17 protein-coding genes and 1 pseudogene are annotated in these 21,284 nt (G+C 70.4%); 17 read left to right on the plus strand and 1 reads right to left on the minus strand.

Going from position 1 to position 21,284, the window contains the following annotated elements:
- Positions 1 to 34: 34 nt before the first annotated feature.
- On the minus strand, positions 35 to 733 hold the full coding sequence (locus tag EPO13_06590; GenBank protein ID TAK69536.1) for a hypothetical protein: 699 nt from the start codon (positions 731 to 733) through the stop codon (positions 35 to 37).
- 242 nt (positions 734 to 975) lie between these two features.
- Here EPO13_06590 and EPO13_06595 point away from each other — a divergent pair, with 242 nt between their 5' ends.
- From EPO13_06595 to EPO13_06675, 17 genes and pseudogenes are all read left to right on the plus strand, one after another.
- Positions 976 to 2,439: a replication-associated recombination protein A gene (locus EPO13_06595; GenBank protein TAK69537.1), complete on the plus strand. Its 1,464-nt coding sequence runs from the start codon at positions 976 to 978 to the stop codon at positions 2,437 to 2,439.
- A 4-nt stretch (positions 2,440 to 2,443) separates the two neighbouring features.
- Complete coding sequence (locus EPO13_06600) at positions 2,444 to 2,713, plus strand: hypothetical protein (protein TAK69538.1); 270 nt, start codon at positions 2,444 to 2,446, stop codon at positions 2,711 to 2,713.
- The gene (gene alaS, locus EPO13_06605) at positions 2,713 to 5,385 is read left to right on the plus strand and encodes an alanine--tRNA ligase (GenBank protein TAK69539.1); all 2,673 of its coding nucleotides are present in this window, start codon (positions 2,713 to 2,715) and stop codon (positions 5,383 to 5,385) included. The genes EPO13_06600 and alaS overlap by 1 nt, the downstream gene beginning before the upstream one ends.
- Before the next feature lies 1 nt (position 5,386).
- A complete protein-coding gene (ruvX, locus tag EPO13_06610; GenBank protein ID TAK69540.1) occupies positions 5,387 to 5,839 on the plus strand; it encodes a Holliday junction resolvase RuvX in 453 nt (150 codons plus the stop codon).
- A 1-nt stretch (position 5,840) separates the two neighbouring features.
- Positions 5,841 to 6,929 carry an endolytic transglycosylase MltG gene (gene mltG / locus EPO13_06615; GenBank protein ID TAK69541.1) on the plus strand — a complete coding sequence of 363 codons (1,089 nt, stop codon included), beginning with the start codon at positions 5,841 to 5,843 and terminating at the stop codon, positions 6,927 to 6,929.
- The gene (locus EPO13_06620; GenBank protein ID TAK69542.1) at positions 6,926 to 7,750 is read left to right on the plus strand and encodes a shikimate dehydrogenase; all 825 of its coding nucleotides are present in this window, start codon (positions 6,926 to 6,928) and stop codon (positions 7,748 to 7,750) included. Before mltG ends, EPO13_06620 begins: the two co-directional genes overlap by 4 nt.
- A gap of 163 nt (positions 7,751 to 7,913) precedes the next feature.
- Positions 7,914 to 8,321: pseudogene (locus EPO13_06625) on the plus strand (hypothetical protein).
- Between the two features lie 680 nt (positions 8,322 to 9,001).
- Positions 9,002 to 10,276, plus strand: coding sequence for a DUF4388 domain-containing protein (locus tag EPO13_06630; protein ID TAK69543.1), 1,275 nt, complete (start codon positions 9,002 to 9,004; stop codon positions 10,274 to 10,276).
- Entirely contained in the window at positions 10,137 to 10,853 is a 717-nt protein-coding gene (locus tag EPO13_06635) for a GTP-binding protein (GenBank protein ID TAK69544.1), read from the plus strand. Before EPO13_06630 ends, EPO13_06635 begins: the two co-directional genes overlap by 140 nt.
- A 577-nt stretch (positions 10,854 to 11,430) precedes the next feature.
- The gene (locus tag EPO13_06640; GenBank protein ID TAK69545.1) at positions 11,431 to 13,095 is read left to right on the plus strand and encodes a type II secretion system protein GspE; all 1,665 of its coding nucleotides are present in this window, start codon (positions 11,431 to 11,433) and stop codon (positions 13,093 to 13,095) included.
- A gap of 58 nt (positions 13,096 to 13,153) precedes the next feature.
- Complete coding sequence (locus EPO13_06645) at positions 13,154 to 14,437, plus strand: type IV pilus twitching motility protein PilT (protein TAK69546.1); 1,284 nt, start codon at positions 13,154 to 13,156, stop codon at positions 14,435 to 14,437.
- A gap of 13 nt (positions 14,438 to 14,450) precedes the next feature.
- Positions 14,451 to 15,680 (plus strand): type II secretion system F family protein, encoded by a 1,230-nt coding sequence (locus EPO13_06650; protein TAK69547.1) that lies wholly within the window; start codon positions 14,451 to 14,453, stop codon positions 15,678 to 15,680.
- Between the two features lie 95 nt (positions 15,681 to 15,775).
- Positions 15,776 to 16,210, plus strand: coding sequence for a prepilin-type N-terminal cleavage/methylation domain-containing protein (locus EPO13_06655; protein TAK69548.1), 435 nt, complete (start codon positions 15,776 to 15,778; stop codon positions 16,208 to 16,210).
- A gap of 144 nt (positions 16,211 to 16,354) precedes the next feature.
- Positions 16,355 to 16,795, plus strand: a complete 441-nt coding sequence (locus tag EPO13_06660; GenBank protein TAK69549.1) for a prepilin-type N-terminal cleavage/methylation domain-containing protein — start codon at positions 16,355 to 16,357, stop codon at positions 16,793 to 16,795.
- Positions 16,796 to 16,940: 145 nt separating this feature from the next.
- Positions 16,941 to 19,004: a type II secretion system protein gene (locus tag EPO13_06665; GenBank protein TAK69550.1), complete on the plus strand. Its 2,064-nt coding sequence runs from the start codon at positions 16,941 to 16,943 to the stop codon at positions 19,002 to 19,004.
- The gene (locus EPO13_06670; protein ID TAK69551.1) at positions 18,953 to 19,657 is read left to right on the plus strand and encodes a prepilin-type N-terminal cleavage/methylation domain-containing protein; all 705 of its coding nucleotides are present in this window, start codon (positions 18,953 to 18,955) and stop codon (positions 19,655 to 19,657) included. The genes EPO13_06665 and EPO13_06670 overlap by 52 nt, the downstream gene beginning before the upstream one ends.
- The gene (locus EPO13_06675) at positions 19,654 to 21,243 is read left to right on the plus strand and encodes a hypothetical protein (GenBank protein ID TAK69552.1); all 1,590 of its coding nucleotides are present in this window, start codon (positions 19,654 to 19,656) and stop codon (positions 21,241 to 21,243) included. Before EPO13_06670 ends, EPO13_06675 begins: the two co-directional genes overlap by 4 nt.
- Positions 21,244 to 21,284: the final 41 nt, after the last annotated feature.

A 21,284-nucleotide genomic window follows, 5' to 3' on the forward strand; every position in this document is an offset into this window, starting at 1 on the left:
GGTTGTCGGCGCGCCCCTGCCGTCGTCGGCGTGCCTAGGCGGGCGCGAGCTCGCGCAGTGCGGCGGCCAGGTCGCGCCGGCAGCGCAGTCGCCACGGAAACACGATCCGGGCCTCGACACCGTCGACGTCGAGGTCCATCCCGTAGCGGTCCAGTCGCCGCACGGTGATGTGCTCGCCCGCCACGGCGTCGGGGAGCAGCCGGCCGAGTACGCCTGGCCGGCTGCGCAGGACATGCCGCAGGACGGCGTCCTCGCGGCCGGCGAGCGGATCAGGACGGGCCGCGGCGTACGCCTCCGGCGTCACCGGGCGTGCGCGGCCGTCGCGCTCCAGCCGCACCTGCGTCACCTCCAGCCGCAGCACCCACGCCGGGCCGTCGATCAGTCGACGGGCTGCCGCGCCGTGCCGGGCAGCGACGACCTCGGCCGCCGTACGCCGAAGCTCCGGTGCCACCGACGCGAGCTGTCCGCCGACCTGGACCCGACCGCGGACCCGGTCGGGGGCCGGCCAGGGCGCGACGTCCCACACGGTGACGACCGCCGCACTCCGGGCTCCGGCGATGCCGACGCGGGCCACCGGGTGGTTGGCGTCGAGCAGGAGCAGCAGGTGGCCGTCGTCGTCCGGCGCGTGCCGCACGACCATCGGGCAGCCGAGCCAGGGGACGGTCGCCTCGGCCAGCAGGTGCCCGTCGACGAGGGTTCGCGCGACCTCGGCGTCGCTGGGACGCCCGGTCACCGGGCTCTCACCGGCCGGTGGACCGGGGCGGTGCGCCGGGCGACCGGCGGAGGGCTGCGCTGACGGCCCGGACGGGGGCACCGGCGGCGGCACGGACGGGAGCGGCGCAGGTGTGACGGACATAGAGGCAAGGTAAGGCAAGCCTTACCTGTTGTCCATGGCGCGGCACCAAGTCGGGGCTGAGCCGTTGGTTGTGCCGCGCGCGATGTCACGCCGCTGCGGTCGCCTCCTACGCTGCGTCCATGGCCGAGGAGACGGCGACCCTGTTCGACGGGACCGGGCAGCCGCGGCCGGATGCGCCGTTGGCTGCACGGGTCCGTCCGCGCTCGCTGGCGGAGTTGGTCGGCCAGCAGCATCTGCTGGAGCCGGGCTCGCCGCTGTATCGACTGGTGTCCGGGCCCGGGACTGCTTCCGGTCCCACCGCCGGTGCGGGCGCGACGGTCAGTCTCGTGTTGTGGGGGCCGCCGGGGACCGGCAAGACCACCCTGGCGGCGTTGGTCTCCGCCGCGACCGACCGCCGGTTCGTGGAGTTGTCCGCGGTCACCGCCGGCGTCAAGGACGTGCGCGCGGTGATCGACCGCGCCCGGGACGAGCTGACGGTAATCGGCCGCGGCACCGTCCTGTTCGTCGACGAGGTGCACCGGTTCTCCAAGACCCAGCAGGACGCGCTGCTGCCGGCGGTCGAGAACGGCTGGGTCACCCTCGTGGCGGCCACGACGGAGAACCCCGGCTTCGCCGTCATCGCGCCGCTGCTGTCGCGCAGCCTCGTGCTTGCGCTGCGCCCGCTGTCCAACGACGACATCGGTGCCGTGGTCGACCGGGCCGTGGTGGACGAGCGCGGCCTGGCAGGCGCGGTCGGCCTGGATCCGGCCGCCCGCGACCACCTCGTGCGGGTATCCGGTGGCGATGCGCGGCGGGCGTTGACCGCGCTGCAGGCCGCGGCCGATGCCGCCGGCGCCGACGGCCGGGCGCTCGTCGGGCTGTCCGACGTCGAGCACGCTGTCCAGCAGGCGGCGGTGCGGTACGACCGGGACGGCGACCTGCACTACGACGTCATCAGCGCGTTCATCAAGTCCGTCCGCGGCAGCGACGTCGATGCCGGCCTGCACTACCTCGCCCGGATGCTGGAGGCCGGCGAGGATCCCCGGTTCGTCGCCCGGCGGTTGGTCATCCTCGCCAGCGAGGACATCGGGATGGCGGATCCCACTGCGCTGCAGACCGCTGTGGCCGCACTGCAGGCGGTCGCCTTCGTCGGGATGCCGGAGGCACGGATCACGCTGGCGCAGGCCACTGTCCATCTCGCGCTCGCGCCGAAGTCCAACGCCGTCTACAAGGCGGTCGATGCCGCCATCGACGATGTCCGGCGCGGCCGGGCCGGGTGGGTTCCTGCGCCGCTGCGCGACGGCAGCAGCAGTGCTTCGCGCGCCGAAGGCGCTGGTGCCGGGTACCTCTACGCCCACGACCAGCCGCAGGGGGTTGCCCGGCAGGAGTACCTGCCCGAGACGCTGCGCGGCCGGCGGTACTACCAGCCCACCCAGCACGGCGCAGAGGCCCGGTGGGCGCAGATCGACGAGCGGCTGCGGCAGCTGCGCGCTCCCGGCGCCAGCGGTGCTCCCGGTGCCGTGCCGCCGGTTGACGAAGCGGCCGACGACGCTGGGATAGGGTCGCAGCGCTCCGATCCGGATGAGGGACGCGAGGGGAGCTGACCGGGTGCGCCGGCTGTTCTGGGTCGCCGTGGGCGCGGCCGGCGGGATCTACGCCTACCGTCGCGCCACCACGGCGATGCATCACGCCAAGGACCGTGGCCTGGCCGGCAACATCTCGGTCGCCGCGGACGCCGCCGGTGCCTGGACGACCCGCGCGCACCGCGGCCTGCGGCGGCTGGAGTCGTGGCGTACGCCGGCCGACGCGCCTCGCGGGACGGCCCCGGTCGTGGTCGCCAGGACGAGCCAACCGGGGCGTCAGCGGGAAGAGGTCTGATGGACTCCGCGGAGATCCGGCAGCGGTTCTTGACGTTCTTCGCCGAGCGCGGCCACCTGGTGGTGCCGTCCGCACCGCTGGTCGTCGACGACCCCACGTTGCTGTTCGTCAACGCCGGCATGGTGCCGTTCAAGCCGTACTTCCTCGGCGAGGCCGTACCGCCCAGCCCGCGGGCCACGAGCGTCCAGAAATGCGTACGGACCCTGGATATCGACGAGGTAGGCAAGACCACCCGCCACGCGTCGTTCTTCCAGATGTGCGGCAACTTCTCCTTCGGCGACTACTTCAAGGAACAGGCGATCCCGCTGGCGTGGGAGTTGCTCACCCGCCCGGTCGCCGACGGCGGGTTCGGCTTTCCGGAGGCCCGGCTGTGGCCGACGGTGTACGAGGACGACGACGAGGCCGCGGACCTGTGGCAGCGGGTGATCGGCGTACCGGCAGAACGGATCCAGCGCCGCGGCAAGGCCGACAACTTCTGGTCGATGGGCGTGCCCGGGCCCTGCGGCCCGTGCTCGGAGATCTACTACGACCGCGGCGCCGAACACGGCCGCGACGGTGGTCCGGTCGCCGACGAGGACCGCTACCTCGAGGTGTGGAACCTCGTGTTCATGCAGTTCGAGCGCGGCGCCGGCACCGGCAAGGACGACTACCCGATCTACGGCGAGCTGCCGGCGAAGAACATCGACACCGGGATGGGCCTGGAGCGGATGGCCACGCTGCTGCAGGGCGTGGACAACCTGTACGAGATCGACACCACCCGGGTCATCCTCGATCGGGCGATGGAGCTGAGCGGCGCTCGGTACGGCGTGGACCGCCGCGCCGACGTCGGCCTGCGCGTGGTCGCCGACCATTCCCGCACGTGCGCATTCCTGGTCGCCGACGGCGTCCTGCCCGGCAACGAGGGCCGCGGCTACGTGCTGCGCCGGCTGATGCGCCGGGTGATCCGCACGATGCGGCTGCTCGGCGCCACCGAACCGACCATGGGGGAGCTCGCCGCCGCCGCGATCGCCGCGATGGGCCCGCAGTACCCGGAGCTGGTGACCGACGCCGCCCGCATCACCGCGGCGTACCAGAACGAGGAGCAGGCGTTCCTGGCCACGCTGCGGACCGGGACGGCGATCTTCGACACCGCCGTCACCGAGGTCAAGCGCTCCGGCGCGACCGTCCTGCCGGGGGACAAGGCCTTCGCGCTGCACGACACGTACGGCTTCCCGATCGACCTCACCCTGGAGATGGCTGCCGAGCAAGGCATCAGCGTCGACGAGGCGGGCTTCCGCCAGCTCATGACCGAGCAGCGGTCCCGGGCGAAGGCCGACTCGCAGGCCCGCAAGGCCGGACTGGCCGACACCACCGTCTATCGCGACGTCCTCGACGCCCACGGCACGACGGACTGGCTGGCCTACGAGGGTCTGGAGACCGACGCCAGCGTGGTTGCGCTGCTGTCGGCCGGTCAGCCGGTGCCGGCGCTGGGCGCCGGCGAGATCGGGACGGCGTTCCTGGACCGTACGACGTTCTACGCGGAGTCCGGCGGGCAGCACGCCGACGCCGGGACCATCGTGGGAGACGGCGTCACCGTCGAGGTCCTCGACGTACAGCGGCCGGTGCGCGGCCTGGTCGCCCATCAGGTCCGGGTTACCCGCGGCGAGCTGGTCGTCGGTCAGCAGGTCCAGGCGAAGGTCGACGCCCGGTGGCGGCACGGGGCCCGGCAGGCCCACTCCGGCACCCACGTCGTGCACGCCGCGTTGCGCGAGGTGCTCGGACCGCAGGCGCTGCAGGCCGGGTCGTTCAACCGTCCCGGCTACCTGCGGCTGGACTTCAGCTGGACGTCGGCGTTGAGCAAGACCTCCCGCGGCGACATCGAGCACGTGTCGAACCGGGCCGTCCGCGACGACCTGCCGGTATCGGTGGCGTACATGAGCCTGCAGCAGGCCCAGGACTTCGGCGCACTGGCGCTGTTCGGGGAGACGTACGGCGAGACCGTGCGGGTGGTCGAGATCGGCGGCCCGTGGTCGCGCGAGCTGTGCGGTGGCACGCACGTGAGCGCCAGCAGCCAGATCGGGCCGCTGGCAGTGACCGCGGAGTCGTCGGTGGGTTCGGGGGTCCGCCGGATCGAAGCCGTCGTCGGACTGCCGGCGTACGAGTACCTGGCACGCGAGCGCGACCTGGTCGGTCAGCTCAGCGATCTGCTCAAGGTCCCGCCGGCGGAACTGCCCGGCCGCATCGAGGGGATGATGTCCCGGCTCCGCGACGCCGAGCGGGAGGTGACACGGCTGCGACAGGACGCACTGGCCGCCGACTTCGCGTCGATCGTCGGCGAGGGGGTCCGGGCCGGGAAGGTGACCGTCTGGGCGTTCACCGCGCCGGCGGGCACCGACGGCGGCACCGTGCGCGACCTCGTCCTGCGCGCCCGCGGCGAGGCCGGCGCCGAGCCGGCGGCGGTCCTGGGTGCTGCGGTGTCCGACGGCAAGGTCGCGCTGGTGGCCGCAGTGAACCCGGGCGCCCGCGACGCCGGGATCACCGCCCGGGAGCTGCTGGCCGCGGCGTTGCCCGCGGTCGCCGGGCGTGGCGGCGGCAAGGACGACGTGGCCCAGGGCGGCGGCACCGACCCCGCCGGTGTTGCTGCGGCGCTGCGCGCCGCCGTCGACCTCGTGACCGAGCGCACCGGAGGCTGAGGTGCGCCCGGGCGTGCGGCTCGGCGTCGATGTCGGCTCGGTCCGTGTCGGGGTGGCCCGCAGCGACCCTGCCGGCACGCTCGCCGTACCCGAGACGACCTTGCAGCGGGGGAGCGGCGACCTGGCCGCGCTGGCCGCGCTGGTCACCGACTGCGACGCGCTCGAGGTGCTGGTCGGGTTGCCTATCGGGCTCGATGGCCGGGAGGGGGCCGCGGCCGGGCTGGCGCGGCAGTACGCCGAGGAACTCGCCGTCCTGGTCTCACCCGTCCCCGTCCGGCTGGTGGACGAACGGTTCACCACGACGCAGGCGCACCGCGACCTGCGCGCCGCCGGACGGAACTCCCGTCGCCGCCGTACGTTGGTCGATCAGACGGCGGCTGCCATCATCGTGCAGCACGCCCTGGACGCCGAGCGCGCCACCGGAGCGCCACCCGGCACGATCCTGCAGAGGTGAGATGAGCCAGCTCGGGCTGTCGATGACCTCCGACGAGCGGTCCGGCGGTCGAGGCAACGGCCGTGGTGGCGGCCGCGCGACCCTGGTCGCCGGCATCGTCGTCGTCGTGGTGATCGTCGTCGCGGCGGTGGTCGCGGTCCGGGCGATGGGGGGCTCCTCCGGCGACTTCACCGGTGACGGCGATGGCCCGGTCACCGTCGAGATCGCCAAGGGCAGTTCGCTGCGGAAGATGGGCGAGGCCCTGGCGGCGGCCGGTGTGGTCAAGACGGCCGACGCCTTCGTGGACGCCGCGGACGCCGAACCGAAGTCGGGGGGGATCGCCCCGGGGGCGTACAACCTGCGGCTCGGCATGTCCGGCACGGCGGCCGTCGCGGCGATGCTCGACCCGGCCTCGCGCGACATCGACAAGCTGGTCCTGCCCGAGGGGCTGCGGCTGTCCCAGTCGGTCACCGCGGCGGCCAAGGCGACCGGCCTGGCGGAGTCCGACCTCACCGCGGCGTTGCGGAACCCGGCGAAGATCGGCCTGCCGAGCTGGGCCGGCAGCAACCCGGAGGGCTTCCTCTTCCCCGCCACGTACGAACTGGCCCCCGGGGCCGACGCAACCGCTGTGGTCGCCACGCTGGTACGCCGGTTCGGCCAGGCCGCCGCCGAGACCGGCCTCGTCGCCGGCGCGGCTGCTCGCGGGGTAACGCCGTACGAGGCCCTGATCGTGGCGTCACTGGTGCAGGGCGAGGGGGTCGTCGGCGACTACCCGAAAGTGGCCCGTGTCATCTACAACCGGCTGGCCAAGGGCATGCCGCTGCAGCTGGACTCCACGGTGAACTACGCCCTGGGCACCACCGACCTGCAGCTGTCCGCGGACCAGTTGAGGACCGCGTCGCCGTACAACACCTACGTCCACCGGGGCCTGCCACCCGGCCCGATCAACTCGCCGGGTGCCGAGGCCATCGAGGCGGCGCTGGAACCCGCCCAGGGCAACTGGCTGTACTTCGTCACCGTCGATCCGAAGACCGGCGAGACGAAGTTCACCGCCAACTACGACGAGTTCCTGGCGTTCAAGCAGGAGTACCGCGCCAACACCGGCTCGTGACGGCGCCGCCGCCGCGGCGGGCGGCTGTGCTCGGCTCGCCGATCGCCCACAGCCTGTCGCCGGTGCTACACCGGGCCGCGTACCGCGAACTCGGACTGCCCTGGCGGTACGACGCGATCGAGGTCACGCCGCAGCAGTTGCCGCAGTTCCTGTCCGGTCTGGATTCCTCCTGGGCGGGGCTGTCGCTCACGATGCCGCTGAAGGAGGCCGTCCTCGCCGAACTCGACGACATCTCCGAGCTCGCCGCGACGGTGCGGTCGGTCAACACCGTCACCTGGGACGACGGCCGTCGCCGCGGCGACAACACCGACGTCGCGGGCATCGTCGCCGCACTCCGCGAGGCGGGGGCGCCCGCCCGGCCGGGGACTGCGGCGGTGCTCGGCGGGGGCGCGACCGCCCGGTCCGCCGTGGCGGCGCTGGCGCAACTGGGCTGCGGCGAGGTCGTCGCCTACACCCGGCGGCCGGAGGCGGGCGAGGAGCTGGTCGCGGTCGGCGCCGCGGTCGGCCTGACGGTCTCCGCGGCGCGATGGCAGCACGCCGCCGAGGGCCTGCTGGCCGATGTCGTCGTGGCGACCACCCCCGCCGGAGCGGCGGACGAACTCGCCGGCTCGGTGCCGGCCGCGGCAGGGTCACTGCTCGACGTCGTCTACCACCCGTGGCCGACGGCGCTCGCCGCCGCCTGGCACACCCACGGCGGGCTTGTCGCCGGGGGCGGCGACCTGCTGCTGTGGCAGGCCGTCGACCAGGTGCGCCTGATGACCGGCGTCGCCGGTCCGGTCGAGGCGATGCGGGCTGCCTTGCACGCCGCGCTCGGCGGCTGACGGGCTCGTCGATGGCGCGCTCGTCGGTGGCGCTGCCCGTCGGGTGTACCAGCGCGGTTCGGTGGCATTGCCGTTCGCTTGCCTTGCCGTTCAAGGTGGACTGACCTGGGGCCGATGGGGTGCACTGGGGGCTCGTACCCCCGTGCCCTGCCGAAGGTGACCGATGACCGACGTGACTGCGCCCGACGCGACGGCGCCTGATGCGACCGTGGCCGACGTGACCACCACCGGGGGCCGCGCGGCCCGACTCGACCGCGCCTTGGCCGACCTGCTGGTACAGGCTCCTGAACTGGAGGCCGCCGCGGTCGTCTCGTACGACGGCCTGGCCATGGCGTCGGCCCTGCCGCCGCAACTGGACGAGTCCCGGCTGGCAGCGATGAGCGCTGCGCTGTTGTCGTTGGGAGAGAAAGCGGCCGAAGGCCTCGGTCGCGGCGACCTGTCGCAGGTCTGGATCGAAGGCGCGGAAGGAACCGTCTTCCTGGTCTCCGCCGAGGACGAGGCCGTCCTGGTCGCCGTCGCTGCGCGCGGTGCCAAGGCCGGCCTGATGCTCTACGAGGTACGGCGGGCCGCCGCCGCGGTCGCCGTGATCCTCCGCGACGACACGGCCGGCCCGATCTTCGCTCCCAGTGCCCCCGCCGCCGACGCCGTGCCCGCCCCGCCCGTCTCGGCCGACCTGCCGGGGGCCGAGCAGCCGGCAGGGGCTGACCTGCTCGCAGCATCGGCCGACGACGCGGTACTGGCAGCTGTGGTCGACGACGCCGGCGCGGAGCCGGACACGGCCGACCGGCCCGGCCACGGTGGGCTCTCCCCGGAGCCGCCCGAGTCTGACCTGGAGATCACCCTTCCGCCGGGCTGGCCGTCGTCCACGGCCGACGGCTCGGTGGTGCCTGCGGCACCGCCGAGCCACGCCGATCTCGGCAGAACCGACGACGGTGGCGGAAGCACCGATCGTGACGCCGACGCCGACGCCGACGCCGGCATCGCCGCCGAGCACCGCAGCGCTGCCGGGGACTACAGCCCCGCTGAGCAGCACCGCCACGATGAGCAGCATGGCTCCGCCGATGACCGGCGCGACCCGTCAACGGGTCGGCCGGTCGCCGACCCGTTGACCGCCAGCCCCTGGGTGGTCGGGCTGACTACCTCCGACGAACCGACGTCCCCCGCGCCGGCGTGGCCGTCGTACAACTCCGCCGCGGACAGCTGGAACTGACCGCTATCGCGACGCCCAGGAACTGACCGCCAGCGAGCCGACTGGCCCGAGAGGAGGAGCACCCCGTGACGTTGCAAGGATCCCTGGACGCCTTCGGCCTCGCTGACGTCCTCGGGCTGTTGGCGGGCACCGGCAAGACAGGCACCCTGCACCTGCACCGGCGGTCACGCAGCGGTCGGACGACCCACGGGCTGGTCCGGCTTCGCGACGGCAGCATCACCGGCGCGACCTCCGACGCGGGGCAGCAGGCCCTCGCGCGCCGCCTGGTCGGCACCGGGCAGATCGACGCCGCGGCGCTGGCCGCGGCGGTCGAGTTGGCTCAGGCGCAGCGGCGAGGTGTGGTCAGCACCCTGGTCGAGACCGGTGCCATCGGTGCCGACGTCGTGGTGGCGACCGCCGGCGAGCAGGTCGTCGACGCGGTCTTCGAGCTGCTCCGTTGGCGGGCAGGCAGTTTCGACGTCGACCTCGACGCCGTTGACGTCGACGACGTCGGACTCACGCTCGGCTGTGCCGACGTGCTCGCCCGGGCTGCTGAGCGGGAGGCGGCGTGGGCCGAGGCCGCCGCGCTCATTCCCGGCCCGGACACGGTGCTCGCCGTCGTCCCGGCCCTGGCCGAGAATCCATCGCTCAGCCGGGAGGAATGGGCCGCCCTGGCGTTGGTCGACGGCCGCCGGCGCGTTCGCGAACTGGTCGACCTCACCGGCGCCGGTCAGTTCGCCATGGCCAGCGTGCTGGCCGGCCTGGTCCGCCGCGGGCTGGTTGCGGTCTGCGAGCCCGGTGCAGTCGACCATGTCGCCGAACTCGAGCAGCGCATGGCACTGCTGCGCCCGTTGGAAGAACCCGCCACAGCTGCCGAGCCGCCGAGGTTGCCGGTGGGGCAACCAGCGGTCGCCGCTCGGCCGACGGCGGCACCTGACGTCGCCCCACCGGAGACGCCCCTGTCGCCGGCGGCCCGGTCGGAGGTGGCCGGACCGCAGCCGGCTCGCCCGGACCTGACCGAGCCGGTGGGCGAGCGGCCCGGGCTCGGCGTCGTACCGCCGGAGTCGCCGGCCGCGCACGTCCCCAGCCGCGAGCCGGCCGTGGACGTCCCCGCGCGTCAGCCGGCCGTGGACCTTCCCGCGCGTCAGCCCGTCACCGCGACGCGGGTGACCGCGCGGACCGACACGCCGGAGTCCGATGACCGCAGGGTCGCCGGTGCCGGACCTATCGTGGGCACGTCCGCGGTCGCGCCCGCCCTGGAATCCCTCATCGGGCGCGATCCCAACGTCAACCGCAGCCTCCTGCTGCGGCTCATCGCCGGGGTCCGGGGGTTGTGACGTGAGCGCGCGCACCCGCCGCCGACACGGTGGCCAGGCCGTCAAGGTCGTGGTGACGGGCCCCTTCGGCGCGGGCAAGACCACCCTCATCCGCACCATCAGCGAGATCACGGTCCTGTCGACCGAACGCAGCCTCAGCGAGGGCGCCACCGCGGAGAAGGCGGAGACCACGGTCGCGATGGACTTCGGTCGCATCACGATCGACCGCGATCTGGTCCTCTACCTCTTCGGTACGCCAGGCCAGCAACGGTTCGACTTCATGTGGGAGATCCTCGGCGAGGGCATGCTCGGGTACGTCGTCCTCGTCGACGCCGCGCGGCCGGAGTCACTCGGCGAGGCCGCGGCGATCCTGGACTCGTTCCGGCGGATGGCGTCGGTGCCGTACGTCGTCGCGCTCAACCGCGCGACCGACCTGGACGCGACGTCCGACGCCCGGATCCGGGCCATCCTCGACATCGGGCCGCAGATCGCGGTGATTCCGTGCGACGCCACCGACAAGGAGTCGGTGAAGGGCGTCCTGCTGTCGTTGCTGTACGCCGTCCTGGAGGATCTCGAGACCGCCGCAGTCCGGGCCTGATCCGTGCTGCGGTCCGTCCTGGCCCGGCTGTCCGCCGCCTTCGGTCGCCGCGGTCCTCGCGGCGGTCGGCATGCGGTACGGCGTACCGCCGCCGCGCTCGTTCGCCCGCAGACGTCCGACCATCCGCTGGCCGGGCCGCCCGCCCCTCCTGCGCCCAGTGGCTCACGACCGACCTCCGAGCCGCCGACTCTCGAGCGACCGATCTCCGAGCGTCCGACGCTCCAGCAGCCGAGTCCGAAGCCGCCGATCTCCGAGGAGCCGGCCCCCGAGCGTCGGACCTCCGAGCCGCCTACCCCTGAGTCACCGCCCGCCGAGCAGCCGGTGTCCGACGAGCCACCCCCCGTGGATCGGGTGGGCCTCGTGTTCGCCGACGGCGCGCAGGTCGTGCTTCCGGACACGGACCCGTCCACCGAGGACATCCGGACCGCCGCAGCCCGGCTGCTGGCCGCCACCGATCCGACGCCGCCGCGCTGACGCGCGATCGGCCCCGCGCTACAGCGGGCGCTCGTCAGTGCCGACGTCACCGTGAGGGTCGGTCAGGCCCGCGGACCGGGTGGGCGATGGGAGGTCGGCAAGGATGAAGCAGCTCGGCGACATCCTGCTCGACGCCCGGCTGGTCAACCGGGCGCAGCTGGACGTCGCCTACGAGGAGCACCAGCGGGTCGGGCGCAGTCTGGGCCGGGTGCTGGTCGAGCGGGGCATCCTCACGGAGTCCCAGCTGGTCGCGGCACTGGCCGCGCAGATCGGGATGCGCTTCGTCGACCTCACCGAGACGATGATCGACCACGCCGCCCTGGCCCGGGTGTCCGGCGTGGTCTGCCGCCGTCACCTGGCGCTGCCGATCGCCATCGAGGACGACAAGCTCGTCGTGGCCATGGCCGACCCGGCCAACGTCTTCGCCGTCGACGACTTCCGTTCGATGACGGGGATGGACGTGCGTCCCGTCGTGGCCACCCGCAGCGACGTGCAGGCCGCGATCGATCGGGTCTTCCGTTCCGACTCCGAGATCGAGGACCTCACCTCGGCGATCGACACCGCCGAGGCCGACGACGACCTCAGTCAGGTCAAGGAGATCGTCGAGGACGCGCCGATCGTCCGGTTCGTCAATCTGTTGATCACCCAGGCAATCCAGGACGGCGCCTCGGACATCCACCTCGAGCCTGCCGAGGACGACCTCGCGGTCCGCTATCGCATCGACGGGGTACTGCACGAGGTCATGCGGTCGCCGAAGTCGATCCAGTCCGGGGTGATCAGCCGGCTGAAGATCATGGCCGAGATCAACATCGCCGAGCGCCGGGTACCCCAGGACGGCCGGCTGTCGGTGACCACGAACGGACGCAAGATCGACCTGCGGGTGGCGACGCTGCCCACCGTGTGGGGCGAGAAGGTCGTCATGCGGATCCTGGACAACACCACCGCGCGGCTGGATCTGTCCGACCTCGGTTTCTCCGACCAGAACTACGACCGGTATTCCGAGAGTTTCCAGAAGCCGTACGGAATGATCCTGGTGACCGGGCCCACCGGTTCGGGGAAGAGCACCACGCTGTACGCCACCCTCAACATCATCAACCGGCCCGAAGTCAACATCATCACCGTCGAGGACCCGGTCGAATACCGGCTACCCGGGGTGAACCAGGTGCAGGTCAACGTGAAAGCGGGTCTCACGTTCGCCTCCGCGTTGCGCTCGATCCTGCGATCCGATCCCGACATCGTGCTGATCGGTGAGATCCGCGACCACGAGACGGCGCAGATCGCTATCGAGGCTGCGTTGACCGGCCACCTCGTCCTCACCACGCTGCACACCAACGACGCTCCGTCGGCCATCACCCGACTCACCGAGATGGGCATCGAGCCGTTCCTCGTCGGCTCGGCACTGGATTGTGTGCTGGCGCAACGGCTTGCGCGCCGGCTGTGCAGCAAGTGCAAGGAGCCCTACCAACCGCTGCCGGAGACCCTGCAGTCGGCGCGGATTCCCTGGGAGGACGGCCGGCCGCTGCCGACCCTGTACCGCGCTGTCGGCTGTCAGCACTGCGCCCGGACCGGATATCGCGGCCGGCTCGCGCTGCACGAGGTCATGGTGGTCTCGGAGGAGATCGAGCGACTCACCGTCGACCGTGCCGCGGCCACGGTCATCGGCGCCGCCGCCCGGTCGGCGGGCATGACGCCGCTGCGGGCCGACGGGATCGCCAAGGTTCTCGCTGGCACGACGTCGCTGGAGGAAATCCTGCGCGTCGTCGTCTGACCGCCGCCCCGCCACGACGGTCTGCGGTCCGGGCTCAAGGGGCCCACTGCGGCAGCCGATGACCTCCTCGACGTCCGATCCGGACACCGAGCGAGGAGTCACCGTGGAGAGCAGTGGTTTCGTGCCGTCGCCGGCGGCGCCGGTCGCCCCGGCCGGCGAGTCGTGGGGCTCGCTGCCCGGCCCGGCACCTGCTGCCGCGGCGTCCGGGATCGGCTTGGCGCAGCCGGCGGCCGGCGACTACGGACGGGCGACGACCGAGGAGGTCCTGCGGGCCGACGACCTGTCGTTGTCGACCGTGCTCGAGCGGATGATCGCGGCGAAGGCGTCCGACCTGCACCTGACCAACGGCGCTCGTCCCACGGTCCGGATCCACGGCGCGCTGGTCCCGCTGGAGGAATTCCCGGTCCTCACTTCACCGGTGCTGCAGCGCCTCATGTATGCCGCGGTGACTCAGTCCCAGCGGGAACGCTTCGAGGAGGAACGCGAACTCGACTTCTCGTACACCCTGCCGGGTCGGGCGCGGTTTCGCGTCAACATGTACCTGCAGCGGGAGTCCGTCGGTGCGGCGTTCCGATTGATCCCGGCGGAGATCAAGACGTTGGACGAGCTCGGCATACCGCCGGTGGTGTCGACGTTCGCCTCGCTGCCGCGCGGCTTCGTCCTGGTCACCGGGCCGACCGGGTCGGGCAAGTCGACGACGCTGGCGGCGCTTCTCGACGTGGCCAACCGGACCCGGCACGACCACATCATGACCGTCGAGGACCCGATCGAGTTCCTGCATCGCCACAAGGCGTGCCTGGTGAACCAGCGGGAGGTGGGCGAGGACACGCACTCGTTCGCCCAGGCGCTCAAGCACGTGCTGCGGCAGGACCCCGACATCATCCTCGTCGGGGAGATGCGGGACCTCGAGACGATCCAGGTCGCCCTGACTGCGGCCGAGACCGGCCACCTGGTCTATGCGACGCTGCACACGCAGGATGCCGCGCAGACCATCGACCGGATCATCGACGTGTTCCCGCCGCACCAGCAGGCGCAGGTACGCCAGCAACTGGCGGCCTCGCTGCAGGGTGTGGTCTGCCAGACGTTGTGCAAGACCGCCGACGGCTCGGGCCGAGTGGTGGCCACCGAGGTCCTGGTCGCGACGCCCGCGATTCGCAATCTGGTCCGGGAAGGCAAGACCCACCAGATCTATTCGGCCATGCAGGCCGGTGCGAAACACGGGATGCACACCCTCGACCAGCACCTGGCAGAACTCGTCCGGACCGGCTGGATCAGCTACGAGGTCGGGGTCGAGAAGTGTCACCACCTCGAGGACTTCAACCGCCTGCTCGGCCGAGCCTGAAGGAGCGACCGAGATGGCCACCGCCACGACCTCGACGTTCGAGTACGCCGTCCGCGACCGGACCGGACACATCATCAAGGGCAAGATCGACGCCGACTCGCCCACCGCAGTCGCCCAGAAGCTGCGCAGCATGGGCTACGCCCCGGTGTCGATCACCGAGGCCGGCAAGGGGATGGACATGGAGTTGTCCATCCCCGGGATGGGCAAGCGGGTCAAGCTCAAGGACCTCGCGGTCATGCTGCGGCAGTTCGCCACGATGCTGTCGTCGGGCCTGTCGCTGCTGCGCGCGCTGACGATCCTGGAGGACCAGACCCCGAACAAGGAACTCGCCCGCGTCCTGGGCGTCGTGCGCGGCGAGGTCGAGGGCGGCACCTCGCTGTCGGCCGCCCTGGCCAAGCATCCCAAGGTGTTCCCGGCGCTCATGGTCAACATGGTGCGTGCCGGCGAGGTCGGCGGCTTCCTCGACGGCGTCATGCTGCAGCTGGCCACCAACTTCGAGGCCGACGTCCGGTTGCGCGGGAAGGTGAAGAGCGCGATGACCTACCCGGTCGTCGTCTTCGTCATCGCGATCATCGCCGTCGTCGGCATGTTGATCTTCATCGTGCCGACGTTCGCCGACATGTTCAAGACGCTCGGCGGTGAACTGCCGGCGCCGACGCGAGTCCTGGTCTTCCTGTCGGACATGCTCAAACTGCTCCTGCCGGTGATCATCGTGCTGCTCATCGTCGGAGTGATCGTCTGGAAGAAGGTCAAGCGCACCGACCGGGCCCGCAACGTGGTCGACCCGCTGAAGCTCAAGCTGCCGATCTTCGGCACGTTGTTCCAGAAGATCGCGCTGTCGCGTTTCACCCGCAACCTCGGCACGATGATGCGGTCGGGTGTCCCGATCCTGCAGTCGCTGGACATCGTGGCGGACACCTCCGGCAACGTCGTGGTCGCACGGGCGGTCCGTGAGGTGCAGGAGAGCGTCCGGTCGGGCGAGTCGTTGACCCGGCCACTGTCCCGGCACCCGGTATTCCCCCCGATGATCGTGCAGATGATGGCCGTCGGTGAGGACACCGGGAGCCTCGACACGATGCTGTACAAGATCTCGGAGTTCTACGACCAGGAGGTCGAGGCGACCACCGAGGCGCTGACCTCGCTCATCGAACCGCTGATGATCGCCGTCCTCGGCGGCATCATCGGTTCGATGATCATCGCGCTCTACATGCCGATCTTCAAGATCTTCGACCTCATCAACTGAGCGTGGCCGCGATCGGCTGGCAGGGGGCCGAACGCTCAAGGAATCACTGCCGGTAGCCGATCACTGTCTCTGTGACGCCATCGCGTCGCTCGACGATGGAGGTACCGGTGCAGAGGGCGCATTCGGCAAGCCGGCGCGATGCGGGATTCTCGCTGATCGAGATCCTCGTCGTGATCGTGATCCTCGGGATTCTCGCTGCTATCGCGATCCCGGTCTTCCTCAACCAGCGCAAGCGGTCCGTCGATGCGTCCCTGCAGTCAGACTTGCGCAGCGTAGCCCAGGCGGAGGAGGGCTACTTCATCGACAACAAGATGTACTTGGCGCAGACGTCGTCGGGGTCCGCCATCACGATCGGCTCGCAGGTGGGGTTGTCGCCGGGGAACAGCGTCACTGTTGTGGTGGGCTCGGGCGCCAACTCGGGCGCCTTCTGTGCCGTCGGGTCCAATCCGTCTGCCACGCAGCCACAGGTCTACAAGTCCAATGCTGGGGGGCTGCAACCCGCGACCGTCACCGATTGCGCCGGCTTCTGAGGGCGATTCGCCCGAACGGCGCAGTTGGTTCGCTTGGCGCCTCAAGTGCCGCGATCTTCGGCCGATAACCGAACTGTCCTTGCACGAAGGCTCGTTCCACACGGGGCGGCCTGATCATCGTCATCATCTCGGAGGTCACCAGACATGATGCGCCGCCTGCGCAACTCCATGGAGAAGCGCGAAGAGGGCTTTACCCTCATCGAGCTCCTCGTGGTCATCATCATTATCGGCATCCTCGCCGCCATCGCGATCCCGGTCTTCCTGAACCAGCGGAAGAAGGGCGTCGACGCTTCGATCAAGTCGGACCTGCGGACGGTGGCCAACCAGGAGGAGACGTACGCCGTCGACAAGAACGCCACCTACCTGCCTGTCGCCGCTGCGACCGGCACCATCACAATCGGCCAGGCTGTCACCCTGTCGCCGGGCAACTCCGTCACGGTGACGACCAATGCCACGCACACCGCCTTCTGCGCGGTCGGCAGCAACACCGGCGCAACTCAGGCCTGGGTCTGGGTGAGCGATGCCGGTGGCTTGCAGGCGTCGACGTCGACGGCGTGCCCGTCCGGATACTCGACGACCAGCTGAGCTGTCTAGCGGCAGCTGTCTCACGGAACGAGGGCCCGTCGACCAATGGTGTCGGCGGGCCTTCGGCCGGGAATCGCCCAGGGGTGGACCTTCAGCTACCCCACATTTGAGCCGAGATGGAACTCGACCTTGAGGGAGGAGCACCGTGGCAATCAGGCGGCTGGTCGGCGGAATGGTTCTACGCCGCCGCGTCCGCCCTGATGCGGGCTTCACTCTCATCGAGGTCATCGTCGCCCTGGCCATTCTGAGCCTGCTCTCCACCTCGCTGCTGACGTTGTTCATCCGGGCTATGGCGACCGCCGACGGGAACTCCGATCGTCAGGCGGCGACGTCGGTGGCCAACCAGGTACTGGAGAATGCTCGGACCGTCTCGCCGCGAATTCCGGACGGCGGAGCCGCAGGCAATAGCGCGATCGTTCGCGGCCGGTTCTCTACCGCAGTGACTACCCAGTGGAACGCCGCGACGGGTACGGCCCTCCTTACGCCATTGGGGCAGACGGACAACGTCTGGGACCCGACTGCCACCAGCGGCTCCACGCCGACTGTCCCGCTGTCCAGCACGGTGCTCGTCGGGACGACCACGTTCACCGCGCAGACCTACCTCGGGACCTGCATGCGAGCCGCCGGCACTGCGTCGACCGCGTGTGTGCCGACCGCGGGAGCGCCAGCTGGCTCGGTCCTCATGTTCCGCGTCATCGTCTCGGTCACCTGGGGGACTGCAACGGCGTGCTCGGGTGGGCCCTGCCAGTACGTCGTGTCGTCGCTCATCGACCCCAGCAGCGACAAGACCTTCAACACCAACCAGGCCGTGCCGGTCGCCACCGACGACGCGGCGACGACGCCGTACAACACGCTGGTCAACATCGACGTGCTCGGCAACGACACCGGATCGCTGGATATCACCAGCGTGGTCGTCGCGACGTCTCCATCCCACGGGACGGTCAGCGTGCGACCGGACGGCACGATCAACTACACGCCGGCGACCAATTACGTCGGCACGGACTCATTCACCTACAACGTCAGCAACACCCTCGGTGTCCGCTCGAACGATGCGACCGTACTGATCACGGTGAGTCCCCCGCCGGCCCCGGTGGCCGCGAACGACGCCGCGACGACGCCGGGCAATGCCTCGGTCGTCGTCCCGGTGCAGGGCAACGACTCGGGGACCGGGACGCTGACGACGAGCATCGTCACGCCACCGGCGAGCGGTAGCGCGGTTGTCGGTGCCAGCGGTTCCATTACCTACACTCCGGCGACGAACGTGGCCCCCTACACGGCGAGCTTCACCTACCGGGTGACGGATGCGTTCGGCCAGACGTCCAACACGGCCACCGTGTCGGTCACCGTGACGCTGCCGACCGCGCCGACAGCGGGCAACAGCACGATCTCGCTGGCCCGCAACGGGTCGACCACGGTCGACTTCCTGTCCAACGACACCGGGACCGGTCCACTCACCTGGTCGATCGTGTCGGCGCCCAACAGCGCCTACGGCACACTCTCAGCGAGCAGCGGGACCGGGACCACGACCTTCACCGCGAAGAACAGCTGGACGGGGACCAGTTCGTTCACGTACCGCGTCACCGACCCGTTCGGCCAGGTTTCCAACACCGCGACGGTGACGTTCACGGTCTACGGGCCGCCGGTCGCCGTGGCCGAGACGCTCACCGGCTCGTTCAACACGCCGTCCACGTTCAGCATCCTCGGCAACGACACCGGCGCCACGCCGTTGACGGTGACGCTGACGCAGGTGCCGTCCGCGGCGCAGGGCACCGTCGTGCTCAACGCCAACGGAACCGTGACGTTCACCCCGGCGACCAACTTCTACGGCTCGACGACCTTCGCCTACCGTCTGACGGATCCGTACGGCCAGACCTCCAGCACGGTGACCGATCAGATCAACGTCGCTCAGCCGGCCGTGCCGACCGCGGTCAACGACACGGCGACGGTGAAGCGCAACGGCAACGTCGTCAACGTCAGCGTGCTGACCAACGACACGTACGCCACCGCCGTTACCGTCACGATCGTCAGCGGCCCGGTGCGCCAGGGCACCAGCACCTCACAGGGCACCGCCTCTGTGCAGAGTGGCGGTGTCATCCGGTACACCTCGTCGGGCACCTTCAGGGGCAACGTGACGGTGACCTACCGTCTCACCGACATCTGGGGCCGGACGTCCAACACCGCGACCGTCACGATCTCGGTGACGACGTGATCCGCCACCTCCGGCGGCGGAAGCGCCACGAGTCCGACGCCGGCTTTAGCTTGGTCGAGCTCATCGTCGCGATGGGCATCTTCAGTGTGCTACTCGCGGTGTTCGGTGCCGCGGTCGTCACGATGACGAAGGACACTGTGGCGGTCCAGGACGATGTCAACGCCACCGCGGAGCTGCAGCGGGCGATGAACGCCTTCGACCGGCAACTGCGCTATTCGTCCGGAGTGAACCGGCCGGTGCTGGTCGGCGGGCAGACGTGGTATCTGGAGTACCTCATCGATGCCACCGCTCCCGGTGTGCAGCCCACGTGCACCCAGTGGCGCGTCAGCGGGACGACCGATCTGCTCGAGACCCGCACCTGGGTGAACGACACCAGCGGTGCGACCGTGACTCCGACCGCCTGGACCACCGTCGCCTCGCGAATCACCAACGACCCTGCGACCCAGCCACCCTTCGTGCTGCTGCCCGCCGACGCCACGTACACCAAGCAGCGCCTCACGGTGTGGCTGCTGTCCGGGCGGGGCAGCCAGGACACGCAACTGAAGAGCACCTTCGTCGCTCGGAACACCTCGATCTCGACGAGTTCCAATGCCGACAACGATGGCAACGGCGTGAGTGACAACCAGGTCTGTACTCAGGTGGGACGCCCATGACGACCAACCGAACGCTGACACGACTTTCTGTCGCACGTCTGGCCGCACGGCTGCATCGCCGGAACGACGACGGCGCCGCCCTCATCCTGGTGATGTTCTGCATCCTCGTTGCTGCGGCGCTGAGCACGCTGCTGCTCGGGATGGTGCTCGCCCAGTCGCTGCCGACCCAGCTGAATCGCAAGACGACACAGACGCTGGCGGCGGCCGAGTCCGGGCTGGACGTCGCGATGGGCCAGATCCGGGCAGCCAGCATGGTGGACCCGGCCGACGCGACGAAGCTCGTCGGTGACCGGGCGGATCTGCCGTGTGGTCCACTGACCGGCAACGTCGCCGGAAGCGCGAACCTCACCTACACCGTCACGATCCGCTACTACAGCGACGACCCGTCCGGTCAGACCGCAGCCTGGCGGACGACCAACGCCCTGTCATGCACGCCCGGCGCCGGTCCTCCGGTCGTGCCCTCGTTCGCACTCTTGGAGTCCGCTGGCGACGGCGCCAACGTCGGCGCCCAGGGGGTCGCGGCGGGAGACCGTAGTCTCGAGACCATCTACAACTTCCGGCTGACGAACCAGAACGTCTCCGGCGGACTGATCCACTCGTACCCGGACGGGAATGCGTCAAGCATCGACCTGTGCTTCGACGCCCACTCGAACGCCCCCGCGAACGGGGCCAGGCTCTACGTCGAGGCGTGCGCCCCGGGGTCCGCCACGCAGTTGTTCTCCTACCAGACCAACTACACCCTGGTGTTGACGACAACCCAGACGACCAGTGGTGTCGGCGGCATGTGCGTGTACGGCGACTACACCGTCAGCGATCCGAAGTACGTGACCTTCCGGCCATGCCCACTCGGTAGCGTGACCGACGGCCGGTACCAGTGGAGTTTCAACGACGTGGCGCAGTTCCGTGCCGAGAACGCGGCGCGGACCGGGCTGTCCAACTACTGCATCGACGAGCAGACCGAGAACAGTGCCGGCTCGCCTCTGGTGATGAGCCAGGTCTGCGGTGCAACGTACAACCGCAAGAACACCTGGAAGCCCGAGGCGAAGGTAGGTACGGCGGCAGCCGGCAACGGCACGCACCAGCTGGTCAACTACCAGGAGTTCGGTCGCTGCTTCGACGTGACGAACCAGTCGACAAGCTCACAGTTCATGATCGTGTGGCCCTGTAAGCAGGATCCGACCCCCGGGGCGCAGGTCACCTGGAACCAGTACCTGACGTGGCCGAGCACCGGTTCAAGCGGGCCGATGTATGTCACGCTCAGTGGGACGAACTACTGCGTCCAGACCAGTACCAATGCCGCCAACTACTTCGTGACCACGCCGACCTGCAACGGGCAGGCCAGTCAGCAGTGGACCAAGAACGGCGACACGGGGAACTACGCCACCAGCTACACCATCGTCGACAGCAACGGCCGCTGCCTGGGTACCGGACCGAGCGGCTATCCGGCCTACACCACCAACATCTCGCTCAGTCAGTGGTCGACGGTCCGCGTCGGCACCTGCGACGGCTCGCTGGCGCAGAAGTGGAACGCACCGCCGAACCTCGTGGATGCGGCGAATCGCAACACCCGGGAGACCACGGGCTGATCGGCGCGACTCCCCGGGTGCGCGGCTACTAGTCTGCGCCC

The sequence above is a fragment of the Actinomycetota bacterium genome, from assembly GCA_004297305.1.
GTDB lineage: Bacteria > Actinomycetota > Actinomycetes > S36-B12 > FW305-bin1 > FW305-bin1.

What these genes read in the sequence shown, in the direction of transcription:
- mltG (TAK69541.1), top strand. Translation starts at nt 5,841, where the DNA reads ATGAGCCAGCTCGGGCTGTCGATGACCTCCGACGAGCGGTCCGGCGGT.
- EPO13_06645 (TAK69546.1), top strand. Translation starts at nt 13,154, where the DNA reads ATGACCTCCTCGACGTCCGATCCGGACACCGAGCGAGGAGTCACCGTG.
- EPO13_06655 (TAK69548.1), top strand. Translation starts at nt 15,776, where the DNA reads ATGGAGGTACCGGTGCAGAGGGCGCATTCGGCAAGCCGGCGCGATGCG.
- EPO13_06650 (TAK69547.1), top strand. Translation starts at nt 14,451, where the DNA reads ATGGCCACCGCCACGACCTCGACGTTCGAGTACGCCGTCCGCGACCGG.
- alaS (TAK69539.1), top strand. Translation starts at nt 2,713, where the DNA reads ATGGACTCCGCGGAGATCCGGCAGCGGTTCTTGACGTTCTTCGCCGAG.
- EPO13_06635 (TAK69544.1), top strand. Translation starts at nt 10,137, where the DNA reads ATGACCGCAGGGTCGCCGGTGCCGGACCTATCGTGGGCACGTCCGCGG.
- EPO13_06640 (TAK69545.1), top strand. Translation starts at nt 11,431, where the DNA reads ATGAAGCAGCTCGGCGACATCCTGCTCGACGCCCGGCTGGTCAACCGG.
- EPO13_06675 (TAK69552.1), top strand. Translation starts at nt 19,654, where the DNA reads ATGACGACCAACCGAACGCTGACACGACTTTCTGTCGCACGTCTGGCC.
- EPO13_06660 (TAK69549.1), top strand. Translation starts at nt 16,355, where the DNA reads ATGATGCGCCGCCTGCGCAACTCCATGGAGAAGCGCGAAGAGGGCTTT.
- EPO13_06595 (TAK69537.1), top strand. Translation starts at nt 976, where the DNA reads ATGGCCGAGGAGACGGCGACCCTGTTCGACGGGACCGGGCAGCCGCGG.